Source organism: Streptomyces yongxingensis (assembly GCF_055597465.1).
Genome location: NZ_CM145717.1, coordinates 7,393,275 through 7,417,690, shown reverse-complemented (window position 1 = coordinate 7,417,690; position 24,416 = coordinate 7,393,275). Strand labels below are relative to the sequence as shown.

General features: G+C 72.4%; 18 protein-coding genes. 7 read left to right on the top strand and 11 right to left on the bottom strand.

Going from position 1 to position 24,416, the window contains the following annotated elements:
- The first annotated feature begins 84 nt into the window (after window positions 1–84).
- Together ACZ6TD_RS31535 and ACZ6TD_RS31530 are read left to right on the top strand one after the other, a co-directional pair.
- Window positions 85–597 (top strand): APC family permease, encoded by a 513-nt coding sequence (locus ACZ6TD_RS31535; RefSeq protein ID WP_471343553.1) that lies wholly within the window; start codon window positions 85–87, stop codon window positions 595–597.
- Window positions 558–767, top strand: a complete 210-nt coding sequence (locus tag ACZ6TD_RS31530; RefSeq protein WP_471343551.1) for an amino acid permease C-terminal domain-containing protein — start codon at window positions 558–560, stop codon at window positions 765–767. Before ACZ6TD_RS31535 ends, ACZ6TD_RS31530 begins: the two co-directional genes overlap by 40 nt.
- On the opposite strand, the gene ACZ6TD_RS31525 is transcribed toward ACZ6TD_RS31530, so the two are convergent.
- The 7 genes from ACZ6TD_RS31525 to dusB all read right to left on the bottom strand — a co-directional run bounded on the left by ACZ6TD_RS31525 (window position 753) and on the right by dusB (window position 15,028).
- Window positions 753–1,820 carry an ArsR/SmtB family transcription factor gene (locus ACZ6TD_RS31525; protein ID WP_471343550.1) on the bottom strand — a complete coding sequence of 356 codons (1,068 nt, stop codon included), beginning with the start codon at window positions 1,818–1,820 and terminating at the stop codon, window positions 753–755. The two genes, ACZ6TD_RS31530 and ACZ6TD_RS31525, sit on opposite strands and share 15 nt — an antisense overlap.
- Window positions 1,821–2,387: 567 nt before the next feature.
- Complete coding sequence (ppdK, locus tag ACZ6TD_RS31520) at window positions 2,388–5,114, bottom strand: pyruvate, phosphate dikinase (protein WP_471343548.1); 2,727 nt, start codon at window positions 5,112–5,114, stop codon at window positions 2,388–2,390.
- Between the two features lie 566 nt (window positions 5,115–5,680).
- A complete protein-coding gene (locus ACZ6TD_RS31515; RefSeq protein WP_471343547.1) occupies window positions 5,681–9,235 on the bottom strand; it encodes an SAV_2336 N-terminal domain-related protein in 3,555 nt (1,184 codons plus the stop codon).
- The gene (locus ACZ6TD_RS31510) at window positions 9,232–10,194 is read right to left on the bottom strand and encodes an AAA family ATPase (protein ID WP_471343546.1); all 963 of its coding nucleotides are present in this window, start codon (window positions 10,192–10,194) and stop codon (window positions 9,232–9,234) included. The genes ACZ6TD_RS31515 and ACZ6TD_RS31510 overlap by 4 nt, the downstream gene beginning before the upstream one ends.
- Before the next feature lie 15 nt (window positions 10,195–10,209).
- Entirely contained in the window at window positions 10,210–12,444 is a 2,235-nt protein-coding gene (locus ACZ6TD_RS31505) for a VMAP-C domain-containing protein (RefSeq protein WP_471343545.1), read from the bottom strand.
- Complete coding sequence (locus ACZ6TD_RS31500; protein WP_471343544.1) at window positions 12,441–13,706, bottom strand: hypothetical protein; 1,266 nt, start codon at window positions 13,704–13,706, stop codon at window positions 12,441–12,443. Before ACZ6TD_RS31500 ends, ACZ6TD_RS31505 begins: the two co-directional genes overlap by 4 nt.
- A 131-nt stretch (window positions 13,707–13,837) precedes the next feature.
- Window positions 13,838–15,028 (bottom strand): tRNA dihydrouridine synthase DusB, encoded by a 1,191-nt coding sequence (gene dusB, locus ACZ6TD_RS31495; RefSeq protein WP_471343542.1) that lies wholly within the window; start codon window positions 15,026–15,028, stop codon window positions 13,838–13,840.
- Between the two features lie 153 nt (window positions 15,029–15,181).
- On the opposite strand from dusB, the gene ACZ6TD_RS31490 reads away from it, so the two are divergent.
- A complete protein-coding gene (locus ACZ6TD_RS31490; protein ID WP_471343541.1) occupies window positions 15,182–16,672 on the top strand; it encodes an MFS transporter in 1,491 nt (496 codons plus the stop codon).
- 30 nt (window positions 16,673–16,702) lie between these two features.
- Here ACZ6TD_RS31490 and ACZ6TD_RS31485 read toward each other — a convergent pair whose 3' ends face one another.
- Window positions 16,703–17,620: a helix-turn-helix transcriptional regulator gene (locus ACZ6TD_RS31485; protein WP_471343540.1), complete on the bottom strand. Its 918-nt coding sequence runs from the start codon at window positions 17,618–17,620 to the stop codon at window positions 16,703–16,705.
- Between the two features lie 101 nt (window positions 17,621–17,721).
- On the opposite strand from ACZ6TD_RS31485, the gene ACZ6TD_RS31480 reads away from it, so the two are divergent.
- From ACZ6TD_RS31480 to ACZ6TD_RS31470, 3 genes are all read left to right on the top strand, one after another.
- On the top strand, window positions 17,722–19,191 hold the full coding sequence (locus ACZ6TD_RS31480) for an MFS transporter (RefSeq protein WP_471343538.1): 1,470 nt from the start codon (window positions 17,722–17,724) through the stop codon (window positions 19,189–19,191).
- A 143-nt stretch (window positions 19,192–19,334) separates the two neighbouring features.
- Entirely contained in the window at window positions 19,335–20,357 is a 1,023-nt protein-coding gene (locus tag ACZ6TD_RS31475) for an aldo/keto reductase (protein WP_471343536.1), read from the top strand.
- Between the two features lie 8 nt (window positions 20,358–20,365).
- Window positions 20,366–20,959, top strand: a complete 594-nt coding sequence (locus ACZ6TD_RS31470) for a TetR/AcrR family transcriptional regulator (protein ID WP_471343535.1) — start codon at window positions 20,366–20,368, stop codon at window positions 20,957–20,959.
- A 642-nt stretch (window positions 20,960–21,601) separates the two neighbouring features.
- On the opposite strand, the gene ACZ6TD_RS31465 is transcribed toward ACZ6TD_RS31470, so the two are convergent.
- Window positions 21,602–22,246, bottom strand: coding sequence for a response regulator transcription factor (locus tag ACZ6TD_RS31465; RefSeq protein WP_471343534.1), 645 nt, complete (start codon window positions 22,244–22,246; stop codon window positions 21,602–21,604).
- Window positions 22,234–23,439 (bottom strand): sensor histidine kinase, encoded by a 1,206-nt coding sequence (locus tag ACZ6TD_RS31460; RefSeq protein ID WP_471343532.1) that lies wholly within the window; start codon window positions 23,437–23,439, stop codon window positions 22,234–22,236. Before ACZ6TD_RS31460 ends, ACZ6TD_RS31465 begins: the two co-directional genes overlap by 13 nt.
- A gap of 132 nt (window positions 23,440–23,571) precedes the next feature.
- Between ACZ6TD_RS31460 and ACZ6TD_RS31455 the strand changes: the two genes are divergently transcribed.
- Window positions 23,572–24,153: a hypothetical protein gene (locus ACZ6TD_RS31455; RefSeq protein WP_471343531.1), complete on the top strand. Its 582-nt coding sequence runs from the start codon at window positions 23,572–23,574 to the stop codon at window positions 24,151–24,153.
- On the opposite strand, the gene ACZ6TD_RS31450 is transcribed toward ACZ6TD_RS31455, so the two are convergent.
- Window positions 24,122–24,415 (bottom strand): hypothetical protein, encoded by a 294-nt coding sequence (locus tag ACZ6TD_RS31450; RefSeq protein ID WP_471343529.1) that lies wholly within the window; start codon window positions 24,413–24,415, stop codon window positions 24,122–24,124. The genes ACZ6TD_RS31455 and ACZ6TD_RS31450 overlap by 32 nt on opposite strands.
- Window position 24,416: the final 1 nt, after the last annotated feature.

Below are 24,416 nucleotides of genomic sequence, written 5' to 3'. Positions count from 1 at the left end.
CGGGGAGGTCTCCGGCCCGGACGCGGCCGTCAACATCCCGGCCGTGCTGGTCATCCTGGTGCTCACCGCCATCCTGCCTCCGGGGTGCGCACCACCTCCCGGATCAACACCGTGATGACGGTGGTGAAGCTCGCGGCCATCGTCATCTTCCTCGCCATCGGGGTGACGCATGTGGACGCCACGTTCGGCATGGCGGGATCCTCACCGGTGGCGCGATCGTCTTCGGCGCGTACTCCGGCTTTCGACATCATGGCCAGCAACGCCGAGGATGCCAAGCGTCCGCAGCGCACCCTGCCCATCGCGCTGCTGAAGGCGGCGGGCGCGGACTGGGCGGTGCGGATCGTGGGCATCGGCGCGATCTGCGGGCTGACCACGGTCGTGATGATCATGCTGCTGGGGCAGAGCCGGGTTTTCCTCGCCATGAGCCGCGACCGGCTGCTGCCCGAGTGGTTCTCCCATGTCCACCCGGTGACCCGCAGCCCGTACCTGCGCCGGTCCGCCCCGATCTGCGGCGGGGGTTCCGCACCCCGTGGGTGCCGGTCGTCCCCGCCGTCGCGGTGCTGCCATGTCTGCTGCCGGCGGGCAATCTGCCGCTGATCACCTGGGCCCGGTTCCTGGGCTGGATGGCCGCCGGACTGCTGATCTACCTCTGCTGGGGCCGCCGGCACAGCAAGGTGGCCACCGGGGAACTGACCACCGGGGCCACGCCGGGGGAGGCCGAGGACCACGACATGGCCGAGGGCCGGAAAGCCTCATCCGCGCCCTGACGGGCCCCGTCCGCTCGTGGCGACCGGCGGCAGCGCCGCCGGTGCCCCGAAGACGCGCTCCCCCGGCGCCCCGCCGCGCAGCAGCGCCGCCCCCAGCGGGGTCAGCGTGTGCAGGACGGCGCTGCCCTGGCGCAGGGTGTGCACCAGGCCCGCCTCGCGCAGCACACTGGCGTGCTGACTGGCCGAGGCCAGCGATACGCCGACCCTGCGGGCGAGTTCACTGGTCGTACAGCCGCCGCCGACCTCCAGCAGCACCGCCGAGCGGGTCTGTCCGACCAGCTTGCCGAGCGTCTGGGCGGACCCGGACGCCACGGCGGGCCGCTGCTCGGGGCGGGGTACGAGGCCGCACCGGGCGTGTTCGACGGGATAGACCAGAACGGGCGTCAGGTCCGGGTTGCGGTAGGTCACCGGCGTCCCCCGGCAGAAGAACGACGGCAGCAGCAGCAACCCCCGCCCCCGCAGCCACAGATCGCGGTCCACCGGATAGTCGACCTCCAGCACGGGCGCCCGCCACCGCATCGTCGGCGGCAGCGAGGCCAGCAGCCCGTCGGCGCCCCCGTCCAGCAGGGCGCGGCCCCGGGCCACCCGGTCGGCCTCGATCCGGGCCTGGATATGCGGCCAGTACGGGGCGACGGCGACCTGGTGGTAGGCGCGCAGCGTGCTGATCAGCCGGTCCAGCGATCTCCGCTCGCCCTGCGCCAGATCCCGTATCCACCCCGGGAGCGCCCGGGCCGCCGGAAGCCCGGCCAGCTCCGCGTGCAAGCGCTCGCCCGGGACGGCGCGCAGCGCGGACATCGCGGCATCGCAACCGATTACCCCTTCGGCGGGTGTCAGGAAGTCCGGGAAATAGCCGCGCGACGGAATGAGCGGCGCCAGCAGTCGCGCTTCGCCGTTGAGTCGGTTTCGCGCCTCGGAACGCCATTTCCCGTATACGGTCTCGGCCCGGTTCTCCCGCAACCGATGGAAACTCAAAACGGTTTCCCAGAGCGCGTCCGGGCGGACCGCCACCCGCAGCCGGGCCAGATCGAGTTCACTGAAATGAACACGGAGCACCAGACCCCCACACGTGACACTGCGACCGCCCCCGATCACCGATGAGTATGCACGCTGGCACGGTCAGTCACCACGCCCTTTTGGCCAGATGTGAAACGGGGAGCGGCGCGGAGCCCGGAAGGGGAAAGCTGTTCCCCAGGAAAGCCGGGGGCCACCGGGAAAAGCTTCCGAGGGCCGTCCGGAATTCAACAGGCGGTGCTCAGAGCCAGTTTGCTCGTTCCCGTGGGGGGTGACGAGTACGTTACGGCGACTGGGCACTTGTGTTGCCGCACGTAGCCGATGCGCGCGGCAACAGCTCCCGTGGGGGGAGTGAGAGGGGGCGGCACCTCCGCACAAGGTGCCGCCCCCTTTGAGGTCCGGAGCCGATGCCGGGGGTGAGGGTGGGTGTTCCCGGCACCGGCTCCGGTGGTCTTACGGGCTCCGCCGCGTGGCGAGGGCTTCGCCCCTGGACCCCGGGGTCTGGGGCGGAGCCCCCACGCGGCGGAGCCGCAAATCGACGCTGCGTGGGAAGGGGCGGGGAGGGGATCAGCCCGCCGCGGGCATCACCATCCACCGGCCCCCTACCGGCTACCGGCCGTTGGCCGCCGCGCGGCCGGCCTCCAGGCGGGCCACGGGGATGCGGAACGGGGAGCAGGAGACGTAGTCCAGGCCCACCTCGTGGAAGAAGTGGACGGACTCCGGGTCGCCGCCGTGCTCACCGCAGACACCGAGTTTGAGGTCGGGGCGGGTGGCCCGACCGGCCTGGGCGGCGTCGCGGACGAGGGAGCCGACCCCGTCCTTGTCGATGGTCTCGAACGGGCTGACGCCGAAGATGCCCTTCTCCAGGTAGGCGGTGAAGAAGCTGGCCTCGACGTCGTCCCGGGAGAAGCCCCAGACGGTCTGCGTGAGGTCGTTGGTGCCGAAGGAGAAGAAGTCGGCGGATTCGGCGATCTGGGCGGCGGTCAGCGCGGCACGCGGCAGCTCGATCATGGTGCCGAGGGTGAGCTTGAGGTCCACGCCCCGGGTCTGCTCGACCTCCGCGATGACCCGCTCGGCCTCCTCGCGGACGATCTCCAGCTCCTGGACCGTGCCGACCAGCGGAATCATGATCTCGGCCCGCGGGTCGCCCTTGGCGTTCCGGCGCTCGGCTGCGGCCTCGGCGATCGCCCGCACCTGCATGGCGAACAGCCCCGGAATGACCAGGCCCAGCCGCACCCCGCGCAGGCCCAGCATCGGGTTCTGCTCATGCAGCCGGTGCACGGCCTGGAGCAGTCGCAGGTCGTTCTCGTTGTGGTCCTTGCGGGACTCGGCGAGCGCGACGCGCACCGACAGCTCGGTGATGTCGGGCAGGAACTCGTGCAGCGGCGGGTCGAGCAGCCGGACGGTGACCGGCAGCCCGTCCATCGCCTCGAAGAGCTCGACGAAGTCGTCCTTCTGCAGCGGCAGCAGCTCGCCCAGCGCCGTGTCCCGCTCCTCTTCGGTGTGGGCGAGGATCAGCCGCTCGACCTTCTCCCGGCGCTCGCCGAGGAACATGTGCTCGGTGCGGCACAGCCCGATGCCCTGGGCGCCGAACCGCCGGGCGCGGGCGGCGTCCTCGGCGTTGTCCGCGTTGGCCCGTACCCGCAGCCGGCGCACCCGGTCCGCGTACGCCATGATCCGGTGCACCGCGCCCACCAGTTCGTCGGCGTCGTCGGCGCCCGCGTGCATCCGGCCCTCGAAGTACTCCACCACCGGCGAGGGCACGACCGGGACCTCGCCGAGGTAGACCTTGCCGGAGGAGCCGTCGATCGAGACGACGTCGCCCTCCTCGATGACGAGGCCGTCCTTGCCGTCCCGGCCGGGCACCGTCATACGGCGCCGCTTGGTGTCGACCTCGAGCTCCTCGGCGCCGCACACACAGGTCTTGCCCATGCCGCGGGCGACGACGGCGGCGTGTGAGGTCTTGCCGCCGCGCGAGGTCAGAATGCCCTCCGCTGCGATCATGCCGTCGAGGTCGTCGGGGTTGGTCTCACGGCGGATGAGGATGACCTTCTCACCCGAGCGCGACCATTTGACGGCGGTGTACGAGTCGAAGACGGCCTTGCCGACGGCGGCGCCCGGGGACGCGGCGATGCCCCGGCCGATCTTCTGGACGCTGTCGCCGGAGGCCACCTCGTCGTCGAAGCGCGGGAACATCAGCTGCGCGAGCTGCGCCCCGTTGACCCGGCGCAGCGCCTCGGCCTCGTCGATCAGCCCCTGGTCGACGAGCTGGGTGGCGATCCGGAAGGCGGCCCCGGCGGTGCGCTTGCCGACGCGGGTCTGGAGCATCCACAGCTTGCCGCGCTCGATGGTGAACTCGATGTCGCACAGGTCCTTGTAGTGCGTCTCGAGGGTTTCCATGATCTGCATCAGCTCGTCGTACGAGCGCTGGTCGATCCGCTCGAGGTCGGCCAGCGGCACGGTGTTGCGGATGCCCGCGACCACGTCCTCGCCCTGGGCGTTCTGCAGGTAGTCGCCGTAGACGCCCTGGTGGCCGCTGGCCGGGTCGCGGGTGAAGGCGACGCCGGTGCCCGAGTCGGGGCCGAGGTTGCCGAAGACCATGGAGCAGATGTTGACCGCGGTGCCGAGGTCGTGGGGGATGCGCTCCTGGCGGCGGTAGAGCTTGGCGCGGTCGCCGTTCCAGGAGTCGAACACGGCTCGTACGGCGAGGTCCATCTGCTCGCGCGGCTCCTGCGGGAAGCCCCGGCCGGTCTCCTTGGCGACGATCTCCTTGAACTCGCCGACCAGCTTCTTGAGGTCGGCGGCGTCGAGGTCCACGTCGACGGTGACGCCCTTGGCGCGCTTGGCCTGCTCGATGGCCTCCTCGAAGAGGTCGCCGTCCACGCCGAGCACGGTCTTGCCGAACATCTGGATGAGACGCCGGTAGGAGTCCCAGGCGAACCGGTCGTCACCCGCCTGCGCCGCCAGCCCGGCCACGGACTGGTCCGAGAGGCCGATGTTGAGGACGGTGTCCATCATCCCGGGCATCGAGAACTTGGCGCCGGACCGTACGGATACGAGGAGGGGGTCGTCCGCCTGGCCGAGCTTCTTGCCCATCTTCGCTTCGAGCGCGTCGAGGTGCGCACTCACCTCGTCGCGCAGGGCCGGGGGCTCCGCACCGCTGTCCAGGTAGACCTTGCACGCCTCGGTGGTGATGGTGAAGCCCGGTGGCACGGGGAGACCGAGATTGGTCATCTCGGCGAGATTGGCTCCCTTCCCGCCGAGCAGGTCCTTGAGATCCTTGTTGCCCTCGGTGAAGTCGTAAACGAACTTCTGCTGATCTTGTGTTTCCGGCACGGGACTCGATCTCCTCGGCTCGGCTGCCCTGACGGCGGGGAGCGTACCCAGATCAAAGGCCCCTGAGCAGGTCCACTCCACCGTCATACGGCTGTAACCACCCGCCTGCCACGTGTTCGAAAGTGCGGCGCCCGAACGAGGCTCTTCTGAGGTGCCTTCAAGCCTCGAACTCACACCCACCCTCCGCCCGTGATGGACGCTTGGAATTTCACTATACGTAACCGATGGTTCGAGGTGTCGAACATCAAGTGGGTGGCACTGAGTGCCACGCATTGGAGAGGTGAGCACAGCGGGGAGCCATCGGATTACCCCTCGGTCGCCGCTCATCTGAGCGAAGGTCCGATCAGAGTGGCGAGAATCACGCCTTGTCACGGCCCATTGTCTCGCCTTTTGGATACAACGAGAGGGGCTGCGCTCAGATGAGCGACACGCCGAGAGGGGTGGTCGACCGCCTCCGCGGATGCCGAGGGGCGGTGGACCAGCTCCTCTGCCGTCCCCTCACCCGGCCCCTCTCCGCATCAGGGGGCTGGGGCCCGGCATTCCCCGCGAACGAATCGCGCCATATTTCAGGACGCCTGGTCATCTCCGGGCTCCCGCAACCCGGCGAGGGCCTGGCGGGTCTTCACGGTGCAGTTGTGCTCGTCGCCCAGGACGCGCTCGCTGATCTCGAGCACGGCCCGCCATTCGGCCTCCGCCTCGTCGAGGCGGCCCAGGCCCTTGAGGGTGACGCCGAGGTTGTGGCGGGTCCAGAGGGTTCCGGTGTTCTCCGGGCCCAGCACGCGGAGCCGCCCCTTGACCGTCTCCCGGATCTGCCGCTCGGCCTCCGTGAACCGGCCGAGCTTGTTGAGTACGTACCCCCAGCTGTGGCGCGCGGCCAGCGTCGCCTTGGCCTCGGCGCCCAGGGCCCGGACGCGCCCCTCGACCACCTGGCGGAATTCCGCCTCGGCCTCCTCGTAGCGCTCCTGATCGCGCACCAGCACCGCCAGGTTCAGCCGCGTCGTCAGCGCGTTCGGCGCGTCCCGGCCCAGGACCCGGGCCTCCGCCTCGACGACCACGCGGTACTCGGCCTCGGCCTCCTCCCGGCGTCCCAGCTCGGCCAGGACCCTGGCGCGGCCGCCTCGGGTCATGAGGGTCGACTGCGCATCCGGCCCGAGGACGCGAAGCCAGTCGTCGAGCACCTCGGTGTACTCCGCCAGCGCCTCCTCGTACAGCCCCGCCAGCCGCATGCTGGTCGCCAGGCAGTAGCGCGTGCTCAGGACGTTGGCATGGTCCTCCCCGAACACCGGGATCTGCTGCGCCAGGAGTTCGCGGTAGATCGGCCGCGCTTCGTCGTACCGCTGTTGGTCCTCCAGGACGAACGCGCGCAGCCGCTGGGCGATGAGCGAGTCGTCGTGCCATTTCCCGAGCGTGCCGACCGTCTCCTCCACCAGCGTGTCGAGCTCGGCCTCCGCCTCGGCGTACCGGCTCAGGGCACGCAGTCGGTGAACGCGGTTGCGCCGCGCACGGCGGATCCGCCAGTTCCACGGCTTCAGGCCCGCGGAGGTCCGCTCGACCAACTCCCGCCACAGCGCCTCGGCCTCTTCGTTGCGCTGCCTGGTGTCCAAGATCTCGCCGAGGGCGAACTCCGCCGTCAGCAGCGCGTCGTCCACGCCATCCGACTCCGCCGAGCGGCAGTCCTCAACCGTCGACCGCAGTTCGCCCTCGGCCTCGTCGTACAGCCCGAGCCTGCGCAGCGCGGCGGCCAGCCAGACCCGCGCGGTCACGGTCCTGACCTGCGTGGGGCCGTCCAGCTCCCGCCGGCCGGCGGCCACGGTCCGGAACTCCCGCGCGGCCTCCTCCACGCGCCCGAGGTCCAGCAGCACCCGGCCATGGACCTGGCGCCGGGACAGCACCTCCGCCCGATGGTCGCCGCCTTCCCGCCGACCCCACGCCTCGAGCAGCGTGCGGGACTCCTCCTCCACCGCCTCCAGCCGCCCGGCGTCGTACAGCAGGTCCACGAGGTAGCTGCGGGCGAAGAGTGTGTAGTCGGCCTCTTCGCCGTGCACCCGCGCCGAGACCGCGACCACCGCCCGCAGCTCGCGCTCCGCCTCGTCGTGCTCCCCGAGCTTGTTCAGGGTGAGCGCCAAATGCCCACGGAGATTGCGGGATTCGAGGTCATCGGCGGACCTCAGCCCCTCGATCTGCTGCCGCGCCGCTTCCTTCAGCTCTTCGGCGTAGGCCCCCCATCCGGCCCTGACGAGCTCATAGGCCAAGCTGGGCAGGAACCGCACGCCCCACCAGCCGGATTCCTCGTTCCGCTCGTCGGCGTTGTCCAGCACCCGGTCGACCTGATAGCGCACCCCCCTCGGCAATCCGTCATCCGCCGCGAACCGCCGCACCAGCGCGATCATCAGCGGCTGGACCCGCTCGGAGGTGTAGGACCGGGGCGGGACATCACGAGCCGGGGGCGGGGCGGCCGGTTCGGGCGGCTGCCGCACGGGCTCCTCCCGCTCCGGCGGCTCCTCCTCCGCCGCGTCCTCCAGCAGCCCCAGCCGCGACAGCAGCTCCGGTGACGCCGCCGCGAACGGGCGGGCCTCCTCGGCGACGCGGGAGTCCCCGTGGTCGCCGGAGAGCCGGGCGCGGAACTCGGGGCCGCTGCCCTGGCGGTGCAGCAGGAACTCGGTGACCTGCGCCGCCGTCTCCAGCGCGTCCGATGTCCGGACCGCGTCCAGCAGCAGATCCGCGACGCCGGGGTGGAACTCGTACTCCTCCGCGCGGGGCCCGGGATGGAACTCGTACTCCTCCGCGCTCCCCTCCCGCCGGCGCAGCAGCCCGCCCAGGAACACCTCGGCCAGCTGCGCCGGGTGGAAGCGCTCCCCACGGCCCGCGCCCGCCTGGTGGATCAGCCGCATCACCGGCAGCGTCAGCGGATACACGGTGGCCAGCGCCCCGGCCAGGCGCTGGGCCTCGGGCGAGGCGGCGCCCCGGAAGCGGCGCAGCCGCTCCTCGGCCGTCGGCTCGGGGACATGGGCCGTGGCCCGCGCGGCCACCGGCTTCTCCACGCCGTCCAGCAGCATCACCGGCAGCGGTTCGCCGCCGCCACCCGTACCGGTCAGCGCCGCCCACGTGCCCAGCTCGCCCTCGGCCAGCTCCAGCACGGGCACCGGTGTCGTGCCGTCGTACGACACCAGGCCGCGCGGCAGCACCGGATGGCGCACCGACAGCGCGCGGCCCGGCGCGCCCTCGCGGCCGCCCGCGTCGACCAGCAGCCGCTGGGTGGGCATACCGCGCTCCGGCCACATCCGCGCGGGCAGCGGCTGGAGGACCGCCACCGGCGAGTGGCGGGCCCAGCGGCGCAGCAGCTGCGGAATCGCGCCGCCGCGCCACCCCGGGCCCACCCCGTCCGAGAGGACCAGCATCACGGTGCGGCCGGAGGTGTCGGTGAGCTGGCGGGCGGTGCGGCGCGGGGCGCCGGGGGCGTACGGGCGCGCCCGGAGCACCGGTCGGTCCTCATGGGCGCTGTCCAGGCCGTAGGTCCGTACGGAGCGGAAGGCGCCCTGCCGCTCCAGCAGTCCGCGCACCTCGGCGGCGAGCTGCTGCCACAGCACCATCGACGGGCCGTCGTCCACGATGAGCGCGACGCTCAGCCAGCGCTCCGGGCGGGGGCGCAGCACCACGTCCGGCAGACCGGTCTCGGCGATCCACTCGGCGGTGGCGGTCTCGTCGACGCGGAAGGACGTGCGGGACGGCACGCTGCGCCGCAGCGGCCGCAGCGCGCGGGACAGCCCGCGCGTCCCGGGGAGCGCCCGGACGCCCCGGACGCCGACGGCTCGCGCCGGGCGGGCCGCGGCGGGGCGGGCGGCGCCGGGGGCGTAGAGCCCGCCGGGGACGAGGGGTCCGGGCTCGGGTTCGCCGGGGGTGAGTGCCGCGGCGGGCTGCCGCTGGGCGCCCTTCGCCTCGTCCTCGCCGTCGGCCGCGCCGGAGGCGGGAGCGGCGGAACGCCGGGACGGCGCCGGTTCGCCGCCCTCCCCTTCGCCGCGCGCCGGGGCGGTGGTGGCGGCGAACCACAGGACGTCGCGCAGCTCCACCTCGGAGAGCTCGACCCCCGCGTCCTCCAGCAGGGCGCACAGCCGCTCGATCATGGCGCGTCGACTTCGTTCAGCGAGCGGAACAGCTTGTCGAGGACGTCCCTGTCGACCCGCACCCCGGAGGACCGCAGCCGGACCGCGTTGAGCAGTTGGTCGGTGGCCAGCTCCCGCTCGTTGCGCCGGGACACGAAGTCGGCGATCAGCTCCTGGGCCCGCGCGCCGACCTCCTCGCCCAGGTGCATGGTGACGATCTGCTGGAGCCGCGCCTCGTCGGGCTGCTTGAGGTCGAGCCGGACGCAGCGGCGCAGGAACGCCGGGGGGAACTCGCGCTCGCCGTTGCTGGTGATGACGACGACGGGGAAGACGGAGCACCTGACCCAGCCGCTGGTGATCGGGACCTTCTCCCGGGAGCCGGCTTTCTGCACCTGGACCGTCTTCCCCTCCCCCAGGCGGGCCAGTTCCGGAATCTCGAACTTGCCCTCCTCGAAGACCGTGAGGAGGTCATTGGGCAGGTCGACATCGCCCTTGTCGAGTTCGTCCACGAGCAGCACCCGCGGCTTCTCGGCCGGAAGGAGCGCGGTGCCGAGCGGGCCGAGCCGCAGATAGTCGCCGATGTCCGGCTCGGTCCCGGCGCTCTCGTCGGCGCGCCGCTTGAGGGAGGCTTCGCGCAGCCTGCCCACCGCGTCGTACGAGTAGAGGCCCTCGGTGAGCGTGGAGCGGCTGTTGACCGGCCAGTGCAGCACCTCGCCCAGCATCAGCTCGCGGGCGATGGCGTGGGCCAGGGTCGACTTGCCGGTGCCGGGGCGGCCGGTGACCAGCAGCGGGCGGTGCAGATGCAGCGCCATGTTGACGACGTCGCGGTCCTCGTCGGAGATCAGGTACGGCAGCGGCCGTTCCGTGTCCCGGCGCCGCGCGTCGTCGCCGAAGCGCCGCCACGGCGGGGCGGAGGGCCAGGTCTCCACCTCGTGGGGCCGGGTGTCGCCGCCCTGGAAGAGCCTCCAGTCCTGTGCCATCTTCTTCGTCTCTCCTCAGGGTGCGGACAGGTCGAGTTGGTCGGGGAGCGGGCGGTGCGGATCGTCCCACAGGAGGGCTATATGCCGGCCGTGGTGGCTCTCATCGGCCTCGCTCGCCGACCGGAGTTTGCGCAGGTGCTGAGGCAGGGACCTCAGTCGTTCGGTGCGGAGCAGGGTCTTCAACTCGGCCTGCGCGGCGGCGCCCTCCGCCTCGCCATGCCATATGAGGACGGGCACTCCCCCGAACAGACAGGCGTTGAAGACCTCCGAACGAGCCCGCACCGGGGAAGTCATCACCACGCCCGGAGCGTCCTCCTGGCCCTGGAGCTCGCCGTTGACCTGCTTGAACGTCTCATAGTGGGCGGACAGCCAGTGCAGATCCCCGGCATCCGCCGTACGGGCCCTCTCCCAGCGCCGCTCCCACAGATGCCGTTGATGCTCCCGGAGTTCGGCGCAGCGCACGACGACCGGATAGTCCGTGCCGAGCGAGCGCTCCAGGCGCCCCTCGGCGTCGAGCTGCCAGCGATGCACGGCCAGTTCCAGGTCAGTGGGTGCCACGAAGAACTCCACCAGCGTGTCATGGGTGCGGGCATGTTCCCTCAGGAGGTGGTCGAGGCGACGCTGTATCTCCTCCAGCGAGGCCGGGGTGTCGGCCTTCGCCAGGGAGTTGACGTGGTCACCGCGCCGCGACCAGACCTCATAGGTGCGCCGCTGCCCGTCCCCGCTCGGTGCGTGGAGCCGTATCTGAATGCTCCCCCAGCTACCGCCGAGAGGAGCCCCCCGGTCCATGCGGGTGTCCGGGTCGGCTTGTACGCGCTCGGCGTGCTCCCGCGCCTCGCCGCGCCGTTCGTGCAGCTGGCCCTCGAGATCGATCCGCTTGGCACACTCCAGCGACCACGCTTGCAGTTCTCCCGCGACCGCTCCCCCGCAGAGCGCGGCGAAGTGCTCCACGACGCGCAGCAGCTGCGGGAGTTGTTTCGGCGGAGGGAGCAGCACGGCTTCGAGGTCGTCGACCAGCGCGGCCGGATCGAGGGACGACAGGGCCATGGTGGGGTACTTCTCGCGGGCGACCTCGGCGAAGTCGTGCCACCCCTGCTGCCCCAACCGCTCCAGCAGCCCGACCAGCTCCGCGTACTCGGCGCGGGTCAGCCACTGGTTCTGGAGCACGTGGCACGCCTTGCGGATCTCCGTGCGGACCGGGGCCCGGGCGCTGAGCTCCGCGAGGAGGGTGACGGTGCCGTGCGGGTTCTCCAGCGCCCAGTCGACCAGCTCCTCCGCCGAGGGAGGCGTCGTGGTGGGCGGGTCGGTGGTGAACTGCTCGCAGAGCCCGACGACGGCCTCCCCTACGCGGCCGGGATGCGCCCCCAGCAGCGCGCCGACCGCGTGGATCAGCTTGCCGCGCTCCCGCCGCTGCTGCTCGTCCAGCGGCGAACGGGGCGGGCCGAGCGGGACGTCCTCGCCGTTCCCGTCCCCCCTGCTGATGTGCACGGTCGGGAACTGCCGCAGGCCCTCCTCCCGGCCCAGCCGCGCGAACTCGTCCCGGACCCCCTGCCACACCCGGTCGAGGTCCGGCGCGACGCCGCCCGCGGAGGCGGTTTCGAGCTGCCGTAAGAGCACGGAGGTGAACAGGCCCGCGCCCTGCTGGTTCTTGGTCACCGCCCCGGGCTGACATGCGCGCATCCAGTAGATCTCGCGGGCGCGGTTGATCTCCGGCTTCCTGGTGAGCTCGTCCGGGTCGGCGACCATCGTGTGGTTGCGGAGGGAAAGGGCCTGCCAGCAGGCGTCGATGATCACGGTGACCCGGCCCACGCCCCGCTTCGGCAGATGCTCGGTGCGCAGCAGGGTCATCAGGTTCAGCGCGTCGAGACCCCGCATGTCCCGGTCCCGGGTCTCCGGGTACAGCAGGCTCCAGCGGCCTCCCGGGGCCTGCACACCGTGCCCCGCCCAGTAGATCCACAGCCGGTCCGCGTCGAGGGACCGCAGCTCCTCCATGAAGACCTTACGGATGGTGGGGCCGTCCGCCGGGCGGTAGTCGCGGTCCGCCGCTTCCACGGCGGCCTTGTTCCCTTCCGTGGGCGAGGCCAGCAGGCGGATGTTCTCCGACGGCACGCCGAGCCCGGTCAGCCACGTCCGCATCGCGAGCGCGTCGTTCACCGGACCGTCGAGGGTCCAGGCGTCGCTGCCGCTGTACCGCTCGACCGCCACGATCACGGCGTGGGTGCGGCGCCAGTCGTGCTCCACCGCTGTCACTTCGGCAGCTCCGGGGCCAACAGGTCGTACAGCCGCTGGTGGGCGAAGTACGAGGTGTGGGCGCGCGGGAAGGGCTGGCGGGTGTTGACGCGCAGATCGGTGACCCGGCCGGGGAAGACCTTCTCCCCGACGAAGCCGAGCAGATCCCGCTCGTCGTAGACGTTGATCCAGCGGGGGAAGGCGCCGGGCAGCGGTTCGTCGCGGCGCAGCGCGGTGAGCGCGTCCAGCTCGTAGAGGAACGGCGCCTGGGAGCCGACCGTCACCAGCAGCTCCACCCCGGCGGGCGGATCGGGCTCGGCGAGCAGATCGACACAGGCGATACCGCCGAGGCTGTGGGCGAGCAGCACCACCGGGCCGTTCCCCGCCGCGGTCTCGGCGCGCACCGCCGCCCGGATCGCGGCGCGCACCCCGGCGCCGCGCACCTGGTAGCGGAGGATGTCGCCACTGGCCGGGACGGACGTGGTGGTGATCCGGCCCCGCTGGGCGTGGGCCAGCCAGGAGAACGGCGCAACGTAGGCGTTGAACGCCCGTACGGCGACGCCCTTCGCGGCACCGGCGACGAATCCGCCCCGGTCGGTGCCGCCCAGCTGATCGGTGAGCACGCCGACGACGGTGTCGCGGTCGGCGCCGTCCACCGCGAGCGGCTCGTCGTCGCCGTCCGGGCCCTCGGCCCGCTGGACGGCCAGGGCGTATACGGCGCGGGCCGCGATGGGCTCGATGCCGTCGGCGGGCGAGGTGCCGCCCAGGCTGCCGGAGATCTCGTCGGCCACGCGGTCGGCGGCCTCGTCGAGATGCGGCGCGAGCTCCGCGATGAGCCGCGGCAGGCTGCCACCGGACTCCCCGGCGCCGTCCGCCACCGCCTCCAGCGTCAGGCCGCGCACCGTGTCGGCGACGGCCTCCCAGGGGTCGACGCGGCCGGGCGCGAAGCCCGTCTCCTCGCCGTCGTCGTGCGCCGTCTGCGCGAACTCCCGCAGCTCCGCGAGCGGGTCCGCCTCCAGCAGCGCCCAGACGGCCAGCGGATCGTCCTCGTCCAGCACGCCGTCGTCCAGCACGCCGTCACCGCCGACGCCGCGGTTCTTCGTGCGCACCGGGATCGAGGCTCCGCCGAGCCCCAGCGCGGCTCCGTGCTCCTCGCCCCAGAAGCAGCGGGCGATCCGGAGGTCGGCTCTCACCCGCCCCAGGCCGCTCACGACCCGCGCGAGGCTCTTCTCGTACGACTTGGCCCGGACCCCCGTGCCGTGGACGAAGACGACGCTTGTCACCGATCCCCCCAGATCGTCCAGATCCCACCGCGACCACGAGCCCATCACTTTAACCGGTGATGACCCCATGTGACCCCCGGACTACCGGGCCCGCCCCGGACCACCCGGCTCACGCCCCGGACTACCCCGGCTCAGCCGCCGGAGGTGTCGAGCTCCGCGTCCGCGCCGACGCCCGCGCGGTCGTACGGGTCGTCAAGCCAGCCGTCGGGCAGCACCACGCGGTTGCGGCCCGAGGTGCGGCCGCGCGGGCCGTCGGCGCCGGGGGGCCACTCCTGGTCCAGGTCCAGCTCGGCCAGCAGGGCGTCCAGCTCGGCGAGGGACGAGGTGATCGCCAGCCGCTTGCGCATCTCCGAGCCCACCGAGAAGCCCTTGGTGTACCAGGCGACATGCTTACGGAAGTCGATCACGCCGCGCTGCTCGTCCTCCAGCCACTCGGCGAGCAGCTCGGCGTGACGGCGCATCACGGCCGCGACCTCCTTGAGGGTCGGCCGCGCGTACACCGGCGCCTCGGAGCCGGGCACCGACGCCCCCGGGCCGGGCTCGAACGCGGCCACCAGGTCGCCGAAGAGCCAGGGCCGCCCCAGGCAGCCGCGCCCCACGACCACGCCGTCACAGCCCGTCTCGCGCATCATCCGGACCGCGTCGTCGGCGGACCAGATGTCGCCGTTGCCCAGCACCGGGATCTCGGGGACGGCCTCCTTCAGGCGGGCGATCGCCTCCCAGTCGGCGGTGCCGCCGTAGTGCTGGGCCGCGGTGCGGCCGTGCAGGGCGATCGCGGTCACGCCCTCCTCGACGGCGATCCGGCCCGCGTCGAGGTAGGTGATGTGGTCGTCGTCGATGCCCTTGCGCATCTTCATGGTCACCGGCAGCGGGCCCGCCGCGGTCACGGCCTCGCGCAGGATCGAGCGCAGCAGATGCCGCTTGTACGGGAGCGCCGAGCCGCCGCCCTTACGGGTCACCTTGGGCACCGGGCAGCCGAAGTTCAGGTCGATGTGGTCGGCGAGGTCCTCGTCCACGATCATCTGGACGGCCTTGCCGACGGTCACCGGGTCCACCCCGTACAACTGGATGGAGCGCGGCTTCTCGGTGCCGTCGAAGTGGATCAGCCGCATCGTCTTGGCGTCCCGCTCCACCAGCGCCCGAGTGGTGATCATCTCGCTGACGAACAGCCCCCTGCCGCCGGAGAACTCCCTGCACAGGGTGCGGAACGGAGCGTTGGTGATCCCGGCCATCGGTGCCAGGACGACCGGCGGCTGGACCGTATGCGGTCCGATCCGCAGCTGCGTCCGCTCCGAGTGCGGCGTCTGCGGCGATTGCGTCATGGGATCAGCTTCCTCGTGCGTACTACGGTGGGAGGGCGGGGCCGATCTCTCATTGTCCCGCACCCGCGAGAGGGAACGTGTCCCGCACCCGCGAGAGGGATCGACAGGGCGGTGATGACCGCCGCACCGACGGTATCGATGTAGCGTTCAACCATGCGTGAGCTCAGCCATCGGCGGCGCATGCTTGTGCTGGCGATCTGCTGCATGAGCCTGCTGCTCGTCAGCCTCGACAACACGGTTCTCAATGTCGCTCTGCCCTCGATACGAAGTGATCTGCACGCTTCCGTCTCGGGGATGCAGTGGACGATCGACGCCTACACCCTGGTCCTCGCCGCCCTGCTGATGCTCTCGGGGTCGACGGCCGACCGGGTGGGGCGCAAGCGCACGTTCCAGACCGGGCTGGTGATCTTCACTCTCGGATCGGGACTGTGCAGCCTCGCGCCCAATCTCGAAGCGCTGGTCATCTTCCGCATGGTGCAGGCGATCGGCGGTTCGATGCTCAACCCCGTCGCCATGTCGATCATCACCAACGTCTTCACCGAGCCCAGGGAGCGGGCCCGCGCCATCGGGGTCTGGGGCGGGGTCGTCGGCATCAGCATGGCGGCCGGGCCGATCGTGGGCGGACTGCTGGTGGAGTCCGTCGGCTGGCGCTCGATCTTCTGGATAAACATTCCGGTCGGACTCGCGGCGCTGCTCCTCACCGCCCGTTACGTCCCCGAGTCGCGTGCCCCCCGGCCGCGCCGCGCCGACCCCATCGGCCAGCTTCTGGTCATCGCGGTGCTGGGCACCCTCACGTACGCGATCATCGAGGCGCCGGACCGCGGCTGGGACTCGCCGCTGATCGCCACCTGCGCCGGGGTCGCCGCCCTGGGGCTGCTCGCGCTGATCCGCTACGAGCGGCGGCGTGCGGAACCGCTGATCGATGTGCGGTTCTTCCACAGCGCGCCGTTCAGCGGGGCGACGGTCGTCGCGGTGTGCGCCTTCGCGGCGCTCGGCGGCTATCTCTTCATGAACACGCTGTATCTCCAGGACGTGCGCGGGCTCGACGCGCTGCACGCCGGACTGTGGATGCTGCCCATGGCGTTCATGTGCTTCGTCTGCGCCCCGCTGTCCGGGCGGCTGGTGGGCGCCCGTGGGCCACGGCCGTCGATGCTGGTGGCCGGGGTGGCCATAACGGCCAGCGGGATCCTGTTCGCCGTCTTCGACGCCCAGGCCACCGATGTGGGGCTGCTGATCGGCTATGTGCTGTTCGGCCTCGGCTTCGGCATGGTCAACGCGCCCATCACCAATACGGCGGTCTCCGGGATGCCCCGCTCCCAGGCCGGGGTCGCCGCGGCCGTCGCCTCCACCAGCCGTCAGGTGGGGCAGTCGCTCGGCGTCGCGGTCATCGGCGCGGTGCTGGCGGCGGGTGCCGCGTCGGCGGCGGCGGGCGGGATGGGGCACGCCGCCTCGCCCGCGGCCGCCGCGTCGTTCGTGGACGCGGCACGCCCCGCGTGGTGGATCATCGCCGCGTGTGGTGCCGTCATCCTGCTGCTGGGGCTGGTGACCACGGGCCACTGGGCCGAGAAGACGACCCGGCACGCGGCCGCGCTGTTCGAGGAGGGCACGCCGACGGGCCAGACCTCGGCGAGCGCCAAGGCGTAATCCGTAAGGAGGCCGTCCCGAGCCGGTGGGTCAGACCGCCGCCGGGGCGGCCTCCTCCTTTGCGGCTTCCTCCTCGAGCGCCATCGCGTGCAGCCGCTCCAGCCGCTCCTGCGTCTCCACGTCCGCCGGGGTGTACGTGAGCAGCTTGGAGCCCTGCTGAGGGCCGGTCCACAGGCTGGTGGAGGCCAGCCGGAGGATGCCCACCCGCGACTGGCGGTAGACCTTGATCTTGTCGCCGGGCCGGACCACCTCATGCCGCGCCCAGATCTCCCGGAACTCCGGCGAGGCGTCCTCCAGCCGCTTCACCATCGCCTTCCAGGCGGGCTCGGCCACATGTTCGGCCATGACGGCGCGGAACTTGGCCGCCATCAGCCGGATCGTCTCGTCCCGGTCCACCAGGCTCGAACGCCACTCGTCGTTGGTGAAGGCCAGCCACAGGCAGTTGCGGTCCTCCGGCGCCACCTGGTCCAGGTCGCACATCAGCAGCCGGTAGCTGCGGTTGTAGGCGAGCAGGTCGAAGCGGCTGTTCTGGACGCAGGCGGGGAACGGCTCGAGCTGCTCCAGCATGAGCTGCAGCGCCTGCGGAACGCCCGCGCACTCGCTCGCCGGAGTCGGGTCGACGGCCCCGGCGAGCGCGAAGAGATGGGCCCGCTCGCTGCGGTCCAGCAGCAGCGCGCGGGCGATGGCGTCGAGGACCTGCGCCGAGACATGGATGTCGCGGGCCTGCTCCAGCCACGTGTACCAGGTCACGCCGACGGCCGAGAGCTGCGCGACCTCCTCGCGGCGCAGCCCGGGGGTGCGCCGGCGGCGGCCCCGGGGCAACCCCACCTGCTCGGGCGTGATCCGCTCCCGCCGGCTGCGCAGGAACGCGGCCAGCTCGCCTCTTCGTGGGTCGCTCGCCTCCGGGCGCTCTGATCCGGCCGTCGCGTGCTGCACCATCGTGGTCATGGCTCCAGGGTGCCCGACGGCTCAGCCGGTTGCCAGGTACTTCTTGTACCAGGATAAAGACACTCTGGTACCAGCCTGAGCGACGCGGGATCTTCGTAGACGTGACCGAAACGCAGATTTCCACGATACGAACGAGAACCGCCGCCCCGGGTGCGGCGAAGACCCCCGGGCGGACCCACACCTCCTCCGGATCCGCGCTGAGCCCCCTCGGGCTGTTCACCGTGCTGCTGGGCGCGGCGCTGCCGCTGATCGACTTCTTCATCGTCAACGTGGCCCTGCCCACCATGGACCGCGATCTCCACGCCGGTCCGGCCGTACTGGAGCTGGTCGTCGCCGGATACGGCGTGGCGTACGCGGTGCTGCTGGTCCTCGGCGGGCGGCTGGGCGACACCTTCGGGCGGCGCCGGCTCTTCCTCGCCGGGATGGCGGCCTTCGGGCTGACCTCGCTGGCCTGCGGGCTCGCGCCGGACGCGTGGAGCCTGGTGGGCGCCCGGGTGGCGCAGGGCGCCTCGGCCGCGCTGATGCTTCCGCAGGTGCTGGCCACGATCCACTCCTCGACCAGCGGTTCGCGCCGCGCCCGTGCGCTCAGCATGTACGGCGCGACGGCCGGTCTGTCCATGGTCGCGGGGCAGATCCTGGGCGGTGTGCTGGTGGCCGCGGACATCGCGGGCACCGGGTGGCGCGCGGTCTTCCTGGTGAATGTGCCGGTCGCGCTGCTCGGTCTGGTTCTCGCGGTCCGTACGGTCCCCGAGACCCGCTCGGAGCGGCCCGCGCCGGTGGACGTGCCGGGCACGGTGCTGCTGGCGCTGTCGCTGATCACGCTGATGGTGCCGCTGACCGAGGGGCGGGCGGCGGGCTGGCCGCTGTGGACCTGGCTGGGTCTTGGCGCGTTCCCGTTCGTGGCCGCCGCGTTCTACGCCGTGGAGCGGCGCGCGGACCGCTCGGGGAGGACGCCGCTGCTGCCGCCGAGTCTGTTCGCCCTGCCCGGGCTGCGGCGCGGGCTGGCCATGGTGGTGCCGTTCTCGATCGGCTTCGGCGGCTTCATGTTCGTCATCGCGGTCGCGCTGCAGCAGGGGCTGCGGTACGGGCCGGTGGAGGCCGGGCTGGCGCTGGCGCCGATGGCCACGACGTTCTTCGTGGCCTCGCTGATGGGGCCGCGCCTGGTGGGCCGGTACGGCAGCCGTGTGGTGACCGCGGGCGGACTGATCCAGGTGGTGGGCATCGCGCTGCTGATGCTGGCCGTATGGCGGGACTGGCCGGATCTGTCGCTGGCCGGGCTGCTGCCGGGCGTCGCGCTGGCCGGGTTCGGGCAGGGGCTGCAGCTTCCGGTGCTGATCCGGATCGTGCTGGCCGATGTGCCGAGCGAGCGGGCCGGGGTGGGGAGCGGCGTGATGGTCACCACCCAGCAGTCGGCGCTGGCTCTGGGCGTGGCGACGCTCGGCACGCTCTTCCTGTCCCTGGAGCCGTCGGCGGGCATGCGTGACGCGCTGGTCAGCACGCTCGCGGCCCAGCTGGCGGCGATCGCGCTGACCCTGCTGATGAGCCTGCGGCTGCCGCGCAAGGTGTCGTAGGAGAGCGCGGGACGAGTGGAACAACCGGACGGGATGACTGGTAGGCGATGACAGATATTGAAATCTGTCATCGCACATGCCAAGCTCTCCTTGGGGTACCCGTTCGCCCCCTCGATATCTCGCCGCCCCAAGGAGCACCCCCCGTGCAGAACCGCCAGCTCGGCACCACCGGCCCCCAGGTCTCCGCGATCGGCCTCGGCTGTATGGGCATGTCCGCCATGTACGGCGCCGGCGTCGACCGCGCCGAGTCCATCGCCACCATCCACGCCGCCCTCGACGCCGGGGTCACCCTGCTCGACACCGGCGACTTCTACGGCATGGGCCACAACGAACTGCTCATCAACGAGGCCCTGCGCACCGCCCCCGCGGTCCGCCGCGAACGCGCCCTGATCAGCGTGAAGTTCGGCGCCCTGCGCGGCCCGGACGGCGCCTGGATCGGCCATGACGGCCGCCCCGCCGCCATCAAGAACTTCCTCGCGTACTCGCTCCAGCGGCTGGGCACCGACCACATCGACATCTACCGCATCGCCCGCCTCGACCCGGCCGTCCCGATCGAGGAGACGGTCGGGGCCATCGCCGAGGCCGTACAGGCGGGGTACGTACGGCACATCGGCCTCTCGGAAGTGGGCGCCGAGACCATCCGGCGGGCCGCCGCCGTCGCCCCGATCTCGGATCTCCAGATCGAGTACTCACTGCTCGCACGCGGTATCGAGGACGAGATCCTGCCCGTCTGCCGTGAGCTGGGCATCGGCATCACCCCGTACGGAGTGCTCTCGCGCGGGCTGATCAGCGGCCACTGGAGCCGGGAGCGCACCACGGACGCCCAGGACTTCCGCAGCAGGGCCCCGCGGTTCCAGGGCGAGAACCTCGACCGCAACCTCGGCCTCGTGGAGGCCCTCCGCAAGATCGCCGACGCCAAGGGCGTCAGCGTCGCCCAGATCGCCATCGCGTGGGTGCTCGCGCAGGGCGTCCGGCGCTCCACCGCCGTCGTCCCGCTCGTCGGGTCCCGCCGCCGCGACCAGTTGACCGAGGCCCTGGGCGCGCTTGACGTTACGCTCGACGCCGACGACCTGGCCGCCATCGAGGAGGCCGTCCCGGCGGACGCCGCCGCGGGCGCCCGCTACCCGGAGGCCCAGATGGCCACCCTCGACAGCGAGAAGAAGTAAGGGACCCGATGCCGCCGCCGCCCGAGACCCCCCTGACGCCCGCCCGCATCCTCGAAGCCACCGAGGACGTGCTGCGCCGCTACGGCCCCGCGAAGGCCACGGTGGTGGACGTGGCCCGGGCGCTGGGGGTCAGCCACGGCAGCGTCTACCGCCACTTCCGCTCCAAGACGGCGCTGCGTGAGGCGGTCACCGAGCGGTGGCTGGACCAGGAGCACGACGGCCTGTCCCGCATCGCCCGCGCCAAGGGCCCGGCGGCCGACCGGCTGGAGGACTGGCTGCTCACCCTGTTCGCCGCCAAGCGCCGTAAGGCGGGCGTCGATCCGGAGCTCTTCGCCACGTATCTGGAGCTGGCCTCCGAGAACAGCGAGATCGTCGCGCGCCATGTCGAGACGATGATCGGCCAGCTCACCACGATCGTCGAAAGCGGCATCGCGAGCGGGGAGTTCACGATGCGGGACGCCCGCGTCACGGGCCGGGCGCTGTGGGACGCGACGGCGCGGTTCCACGACCCCGTCTACGCGCCGCGGTGGTCGGACCCGGACATGGACCCGGCCTTCGCGGCCGTCTGCGAGCTGCTGCTGGACGGTCTTCGGGCCCGCTAACGGCTCTCCGGCGGTACGCGTACGCCTGCGGCGGGCTGCTCCCCTCCCCGCCCCTTCCCGATACCAAGGGCTCCGCCCCTGGACCCCCGGGGCCCGGGGCGGAGCTTCGGCCCGGGGCCTGGGGTCTGGCGTCTGAGGTCTGAGGCGGATCCCCGGCCCAGGGCCCGGGGTCCAGGGTCCGGGGTCTGGGGCGGATCCCCGGCCGGGGGTCCGGCGTCCGGCGTCTGGGATCCGGGGTCCGAGGCGGATCCCCAGCCCAGGGCCCGGGGCCGAGCCCCGGCCGGGGGTCCGGCGTCCGAGGCCGAGCCCCGACCCGGGGTCTGGGGGCTGGGGCGGAGCCCCAGTTTCGGGAAGGGGCGGGGAGGGGGCAGCCCGCCGCAGGCGTACGCGTTACCGCCGGGCACCCCTCTGCGCTCCGCTGAACGTGCCCCGACCTGCCGTCGATCGTCCGCGGCGCCGTCGTGGCGCGGCCGCCGCCCACGGCCACGCAGGTCGGCCGGTCGCGTCGCCCACGCGGCGGAGCCGCACATCGACACAGCCGCGGCGCCGCCGCACATCGACACACCGCGGCGGAGCCGCACATCAACGCAGCCGCGGCGGAGCCGCACCTCGACACAGCCCCGCGCCCCTTCAGGGCGCCCCTCAGCCCACGCCCAGGAAGCGCAGCACGGCCAGCACCCTGCGGTGGTCCGCCTCGGCGACCGGCAGGTCCAGCTTCCCGAAGATGGAGTTGATGTGCTTGGCCACCGCGCTCTCGCTGATCACCAGCGCCCCCGCGATCCCCGCGTTCGACCGCCCGCCTGCCATCAGCTCCAGTACGTCCCGCTCGCGCGAGGTCAGCCGGTCCAGCGGATCGCTGTGCCGTCGCACCAGCAACTGGGCCACGACCTGCGGGTCCAGGGCGGTGCCGCCGCCCGCCACCCGGCGCAGCGCGTCGATGAACTCCTCCACGTCCGCGACCCGCTGCTTGAGCAGATAGCCGATCCCGCGGGTGTGGGACGTCAGCAGATCCGCCGCGTACCGCTCCTCGACGTACTGCGAGAGCAGCAGTACGGCCGTGTCCGGCCACTGCCGCCGGATCAGCAGGGCCGCCCGGACGCCCTCGTCCGTGAAGCCCGGGGGCATCCGGACGTCCACAACCGCGATGTCCGGACGGTGTTCCTCGACCGCCGCGAGCAGCCCCTCGGCGTCGTCCGCCTCCGCCACGACCTCGAAGCCCGCGGTCTGTACGACCTTGACCAGGCCGATCCGCAGCAGAACCGAGTCCTCGGCGATCACAGCGCGCACGGCAGCTCCACGGTGATGACGGTCGGGCCCCCGCGGGGGCTGCTGATGTCGAACGTGCCGTCCACCGACCCGGCCCGCTTGGCGAGCCCGCCGAGGCCGCTGCCCCGCGCGGGGTCGGCACCGCCCACCCCGTCGTCGGTGACCACCACCCGCAGCGTGTCCCCGGTCCGGACGACCGTGACCTCGGCCCGGGTGGCCCTGGCGTGCTTGGCGATGTTGGCGAGGGCCTCGGAGACGACGAAGTACGCGACGGCCTCGACTGTCGGAGCGGCCCGCTCGGGGACGTCGACGTGCAGCCGCACCGGCAGCGGGGCGCGGGCGGCGATCCCGGGGAGGGCGGCGTCCAGGCCGAGTTCGTCGAGGACAGCCGGGTGCAGCCCGCGCACCAGGTTGTTGAGCTCCTCGATGGCCTCCTTGGCCTCGCGGTGCGCCTCGTCGATGACCTGCCGTGCCTCGTCCGGCAGATCCCTGAGAGTGGCCTTGGCCAGCCCCAGGTTGACCGCCATGGAGACGAGCCGCTGCTGGGCGCCGTCGTGCAGATCACGTTCGATGCGGCGCCGCTCGGCATCCGCCGCGTCGACCGCCCCCGCACGGCTCTCGGTCAGGTCCTCGACCCGCCGCTCCAACTCCTTGGCGGGGACGGGGCCCAGCAGCACGGTGGCGGCGCGGGTGTCGAGCCGGGCGAGGGCGCCGATGAGCCAGTACGCGAGGGCCAGCAGCACGAGGCCGCCCACGGTGAGATACGCGGCCACCGTGGCGTCGGGCAGGAACTTCAGCCGTCCGGCCGGCTGCCGCCAGAGGAAGGCGGTCGCGGCCACCACGCCCACGAGGGCCAAGCTCCAGGCCAGCACCCCGCCGAAGGCCACCGCCGGTCCGGCCAGCAGGTGGTACCACAGCTGCCGCCACGACATCCGGGGCCCGGTGATCCGGGCGCCGAACAGCGCCCCGAACCGCCACCGCTGCACGCGCGTCAGCAGCGGCGTGGCCACGGCCGGGGCGGCCAGCGGGACGGTGAGCGCGAGCAGGATGTCCATCGGCCACGAGGCGTCGTCGTAGATCAGCCACGGCACGCTCATCGGCGCCGCCCAGGCCATGAACTGCACCGCGATACCCGCGAATCCGAAGCGGGCGTCGCGCCGCAGCCGGTGCGCCGAACGCCCGAAGGCAGGGCGTATCGCGGTGCGGAGGCTCATGCGACGACCTTAGAGCGGCCCCGGGCGGCCGCGCGCTGGACCACATGCCCGGATCCGGGGTGTATCTGGTGCCACCCCGAGTCGGCAACTGATGTGACCGACACCGGAGGCGGCGCGGGACAGGCTGACGGTGTGCCCGGCACGACCGACCGGGCCCGGAAGGAGATCCGCGCCATGACCACCCTGTACTCCCCCACGCCCACCGCTGCTCCGACCACCGGCCCGGGGACGTCGCGGAGCACGCGGGTGTCGCGAAAGACGCGGGCGTCGCGGAGCACGCGGCTCACGCTTGCCCGGCGGCTCGTGCGGCCTGAGTCGGTGCTGCTGCTCTCGGGGGCGGCGCTGGTCCCCTGGCTGTACGTACTGGCCCGGACGCTGCCGTCCACGGCGCCGGTCGGCCACTGGAACGTCGCATGGGTGGGCCTGGACGCCCTCGAAGCGCTCGGGCTGCTCTCCACCGCCGCGCTGCGCCGCCGCGGCGACGACCGCCACCGGCTGACCGCGGCGGCGACGGGGACGCTGCTGGTGGTGGACGCGTGGTTCGACACGGTGACGGCCGCGCCGGGCGAGGAGCTGGCGGCCGCGGTCGCGATGGCCCTCTGCGCGGAGCTGCCGCTGGCGGCGGTGTGCACGGCGCTGGCGCTCGGCGGGGAACGGCGGACCGTCCGCGGGGACCGCCGGTTCACCCCTGGGAGGCGGCCCACCAGACGATGACCGCGGCCACCGCGAAACAGGCCAGCATGATCAGGACGACCTGCCGACGCGCCGCCGCGTCGGCGGTCATCCGCGGCGAGCCGACGGCCCCGTGCGCCTGGGCGAGGTGATCGAGCCCCTTGTGCCGGGCGCCGCCGTAGGTGATCCGCTCCTGCCAGTCGCAGTGCCGGCAGCCGAGCAGCCGCCGCTGCCCCGGACCGTAGCCGTAGCTCACCTCGAAGACCGTGCCGTCCTCGCGGATGGCGGTGATGTGATGCGTCACG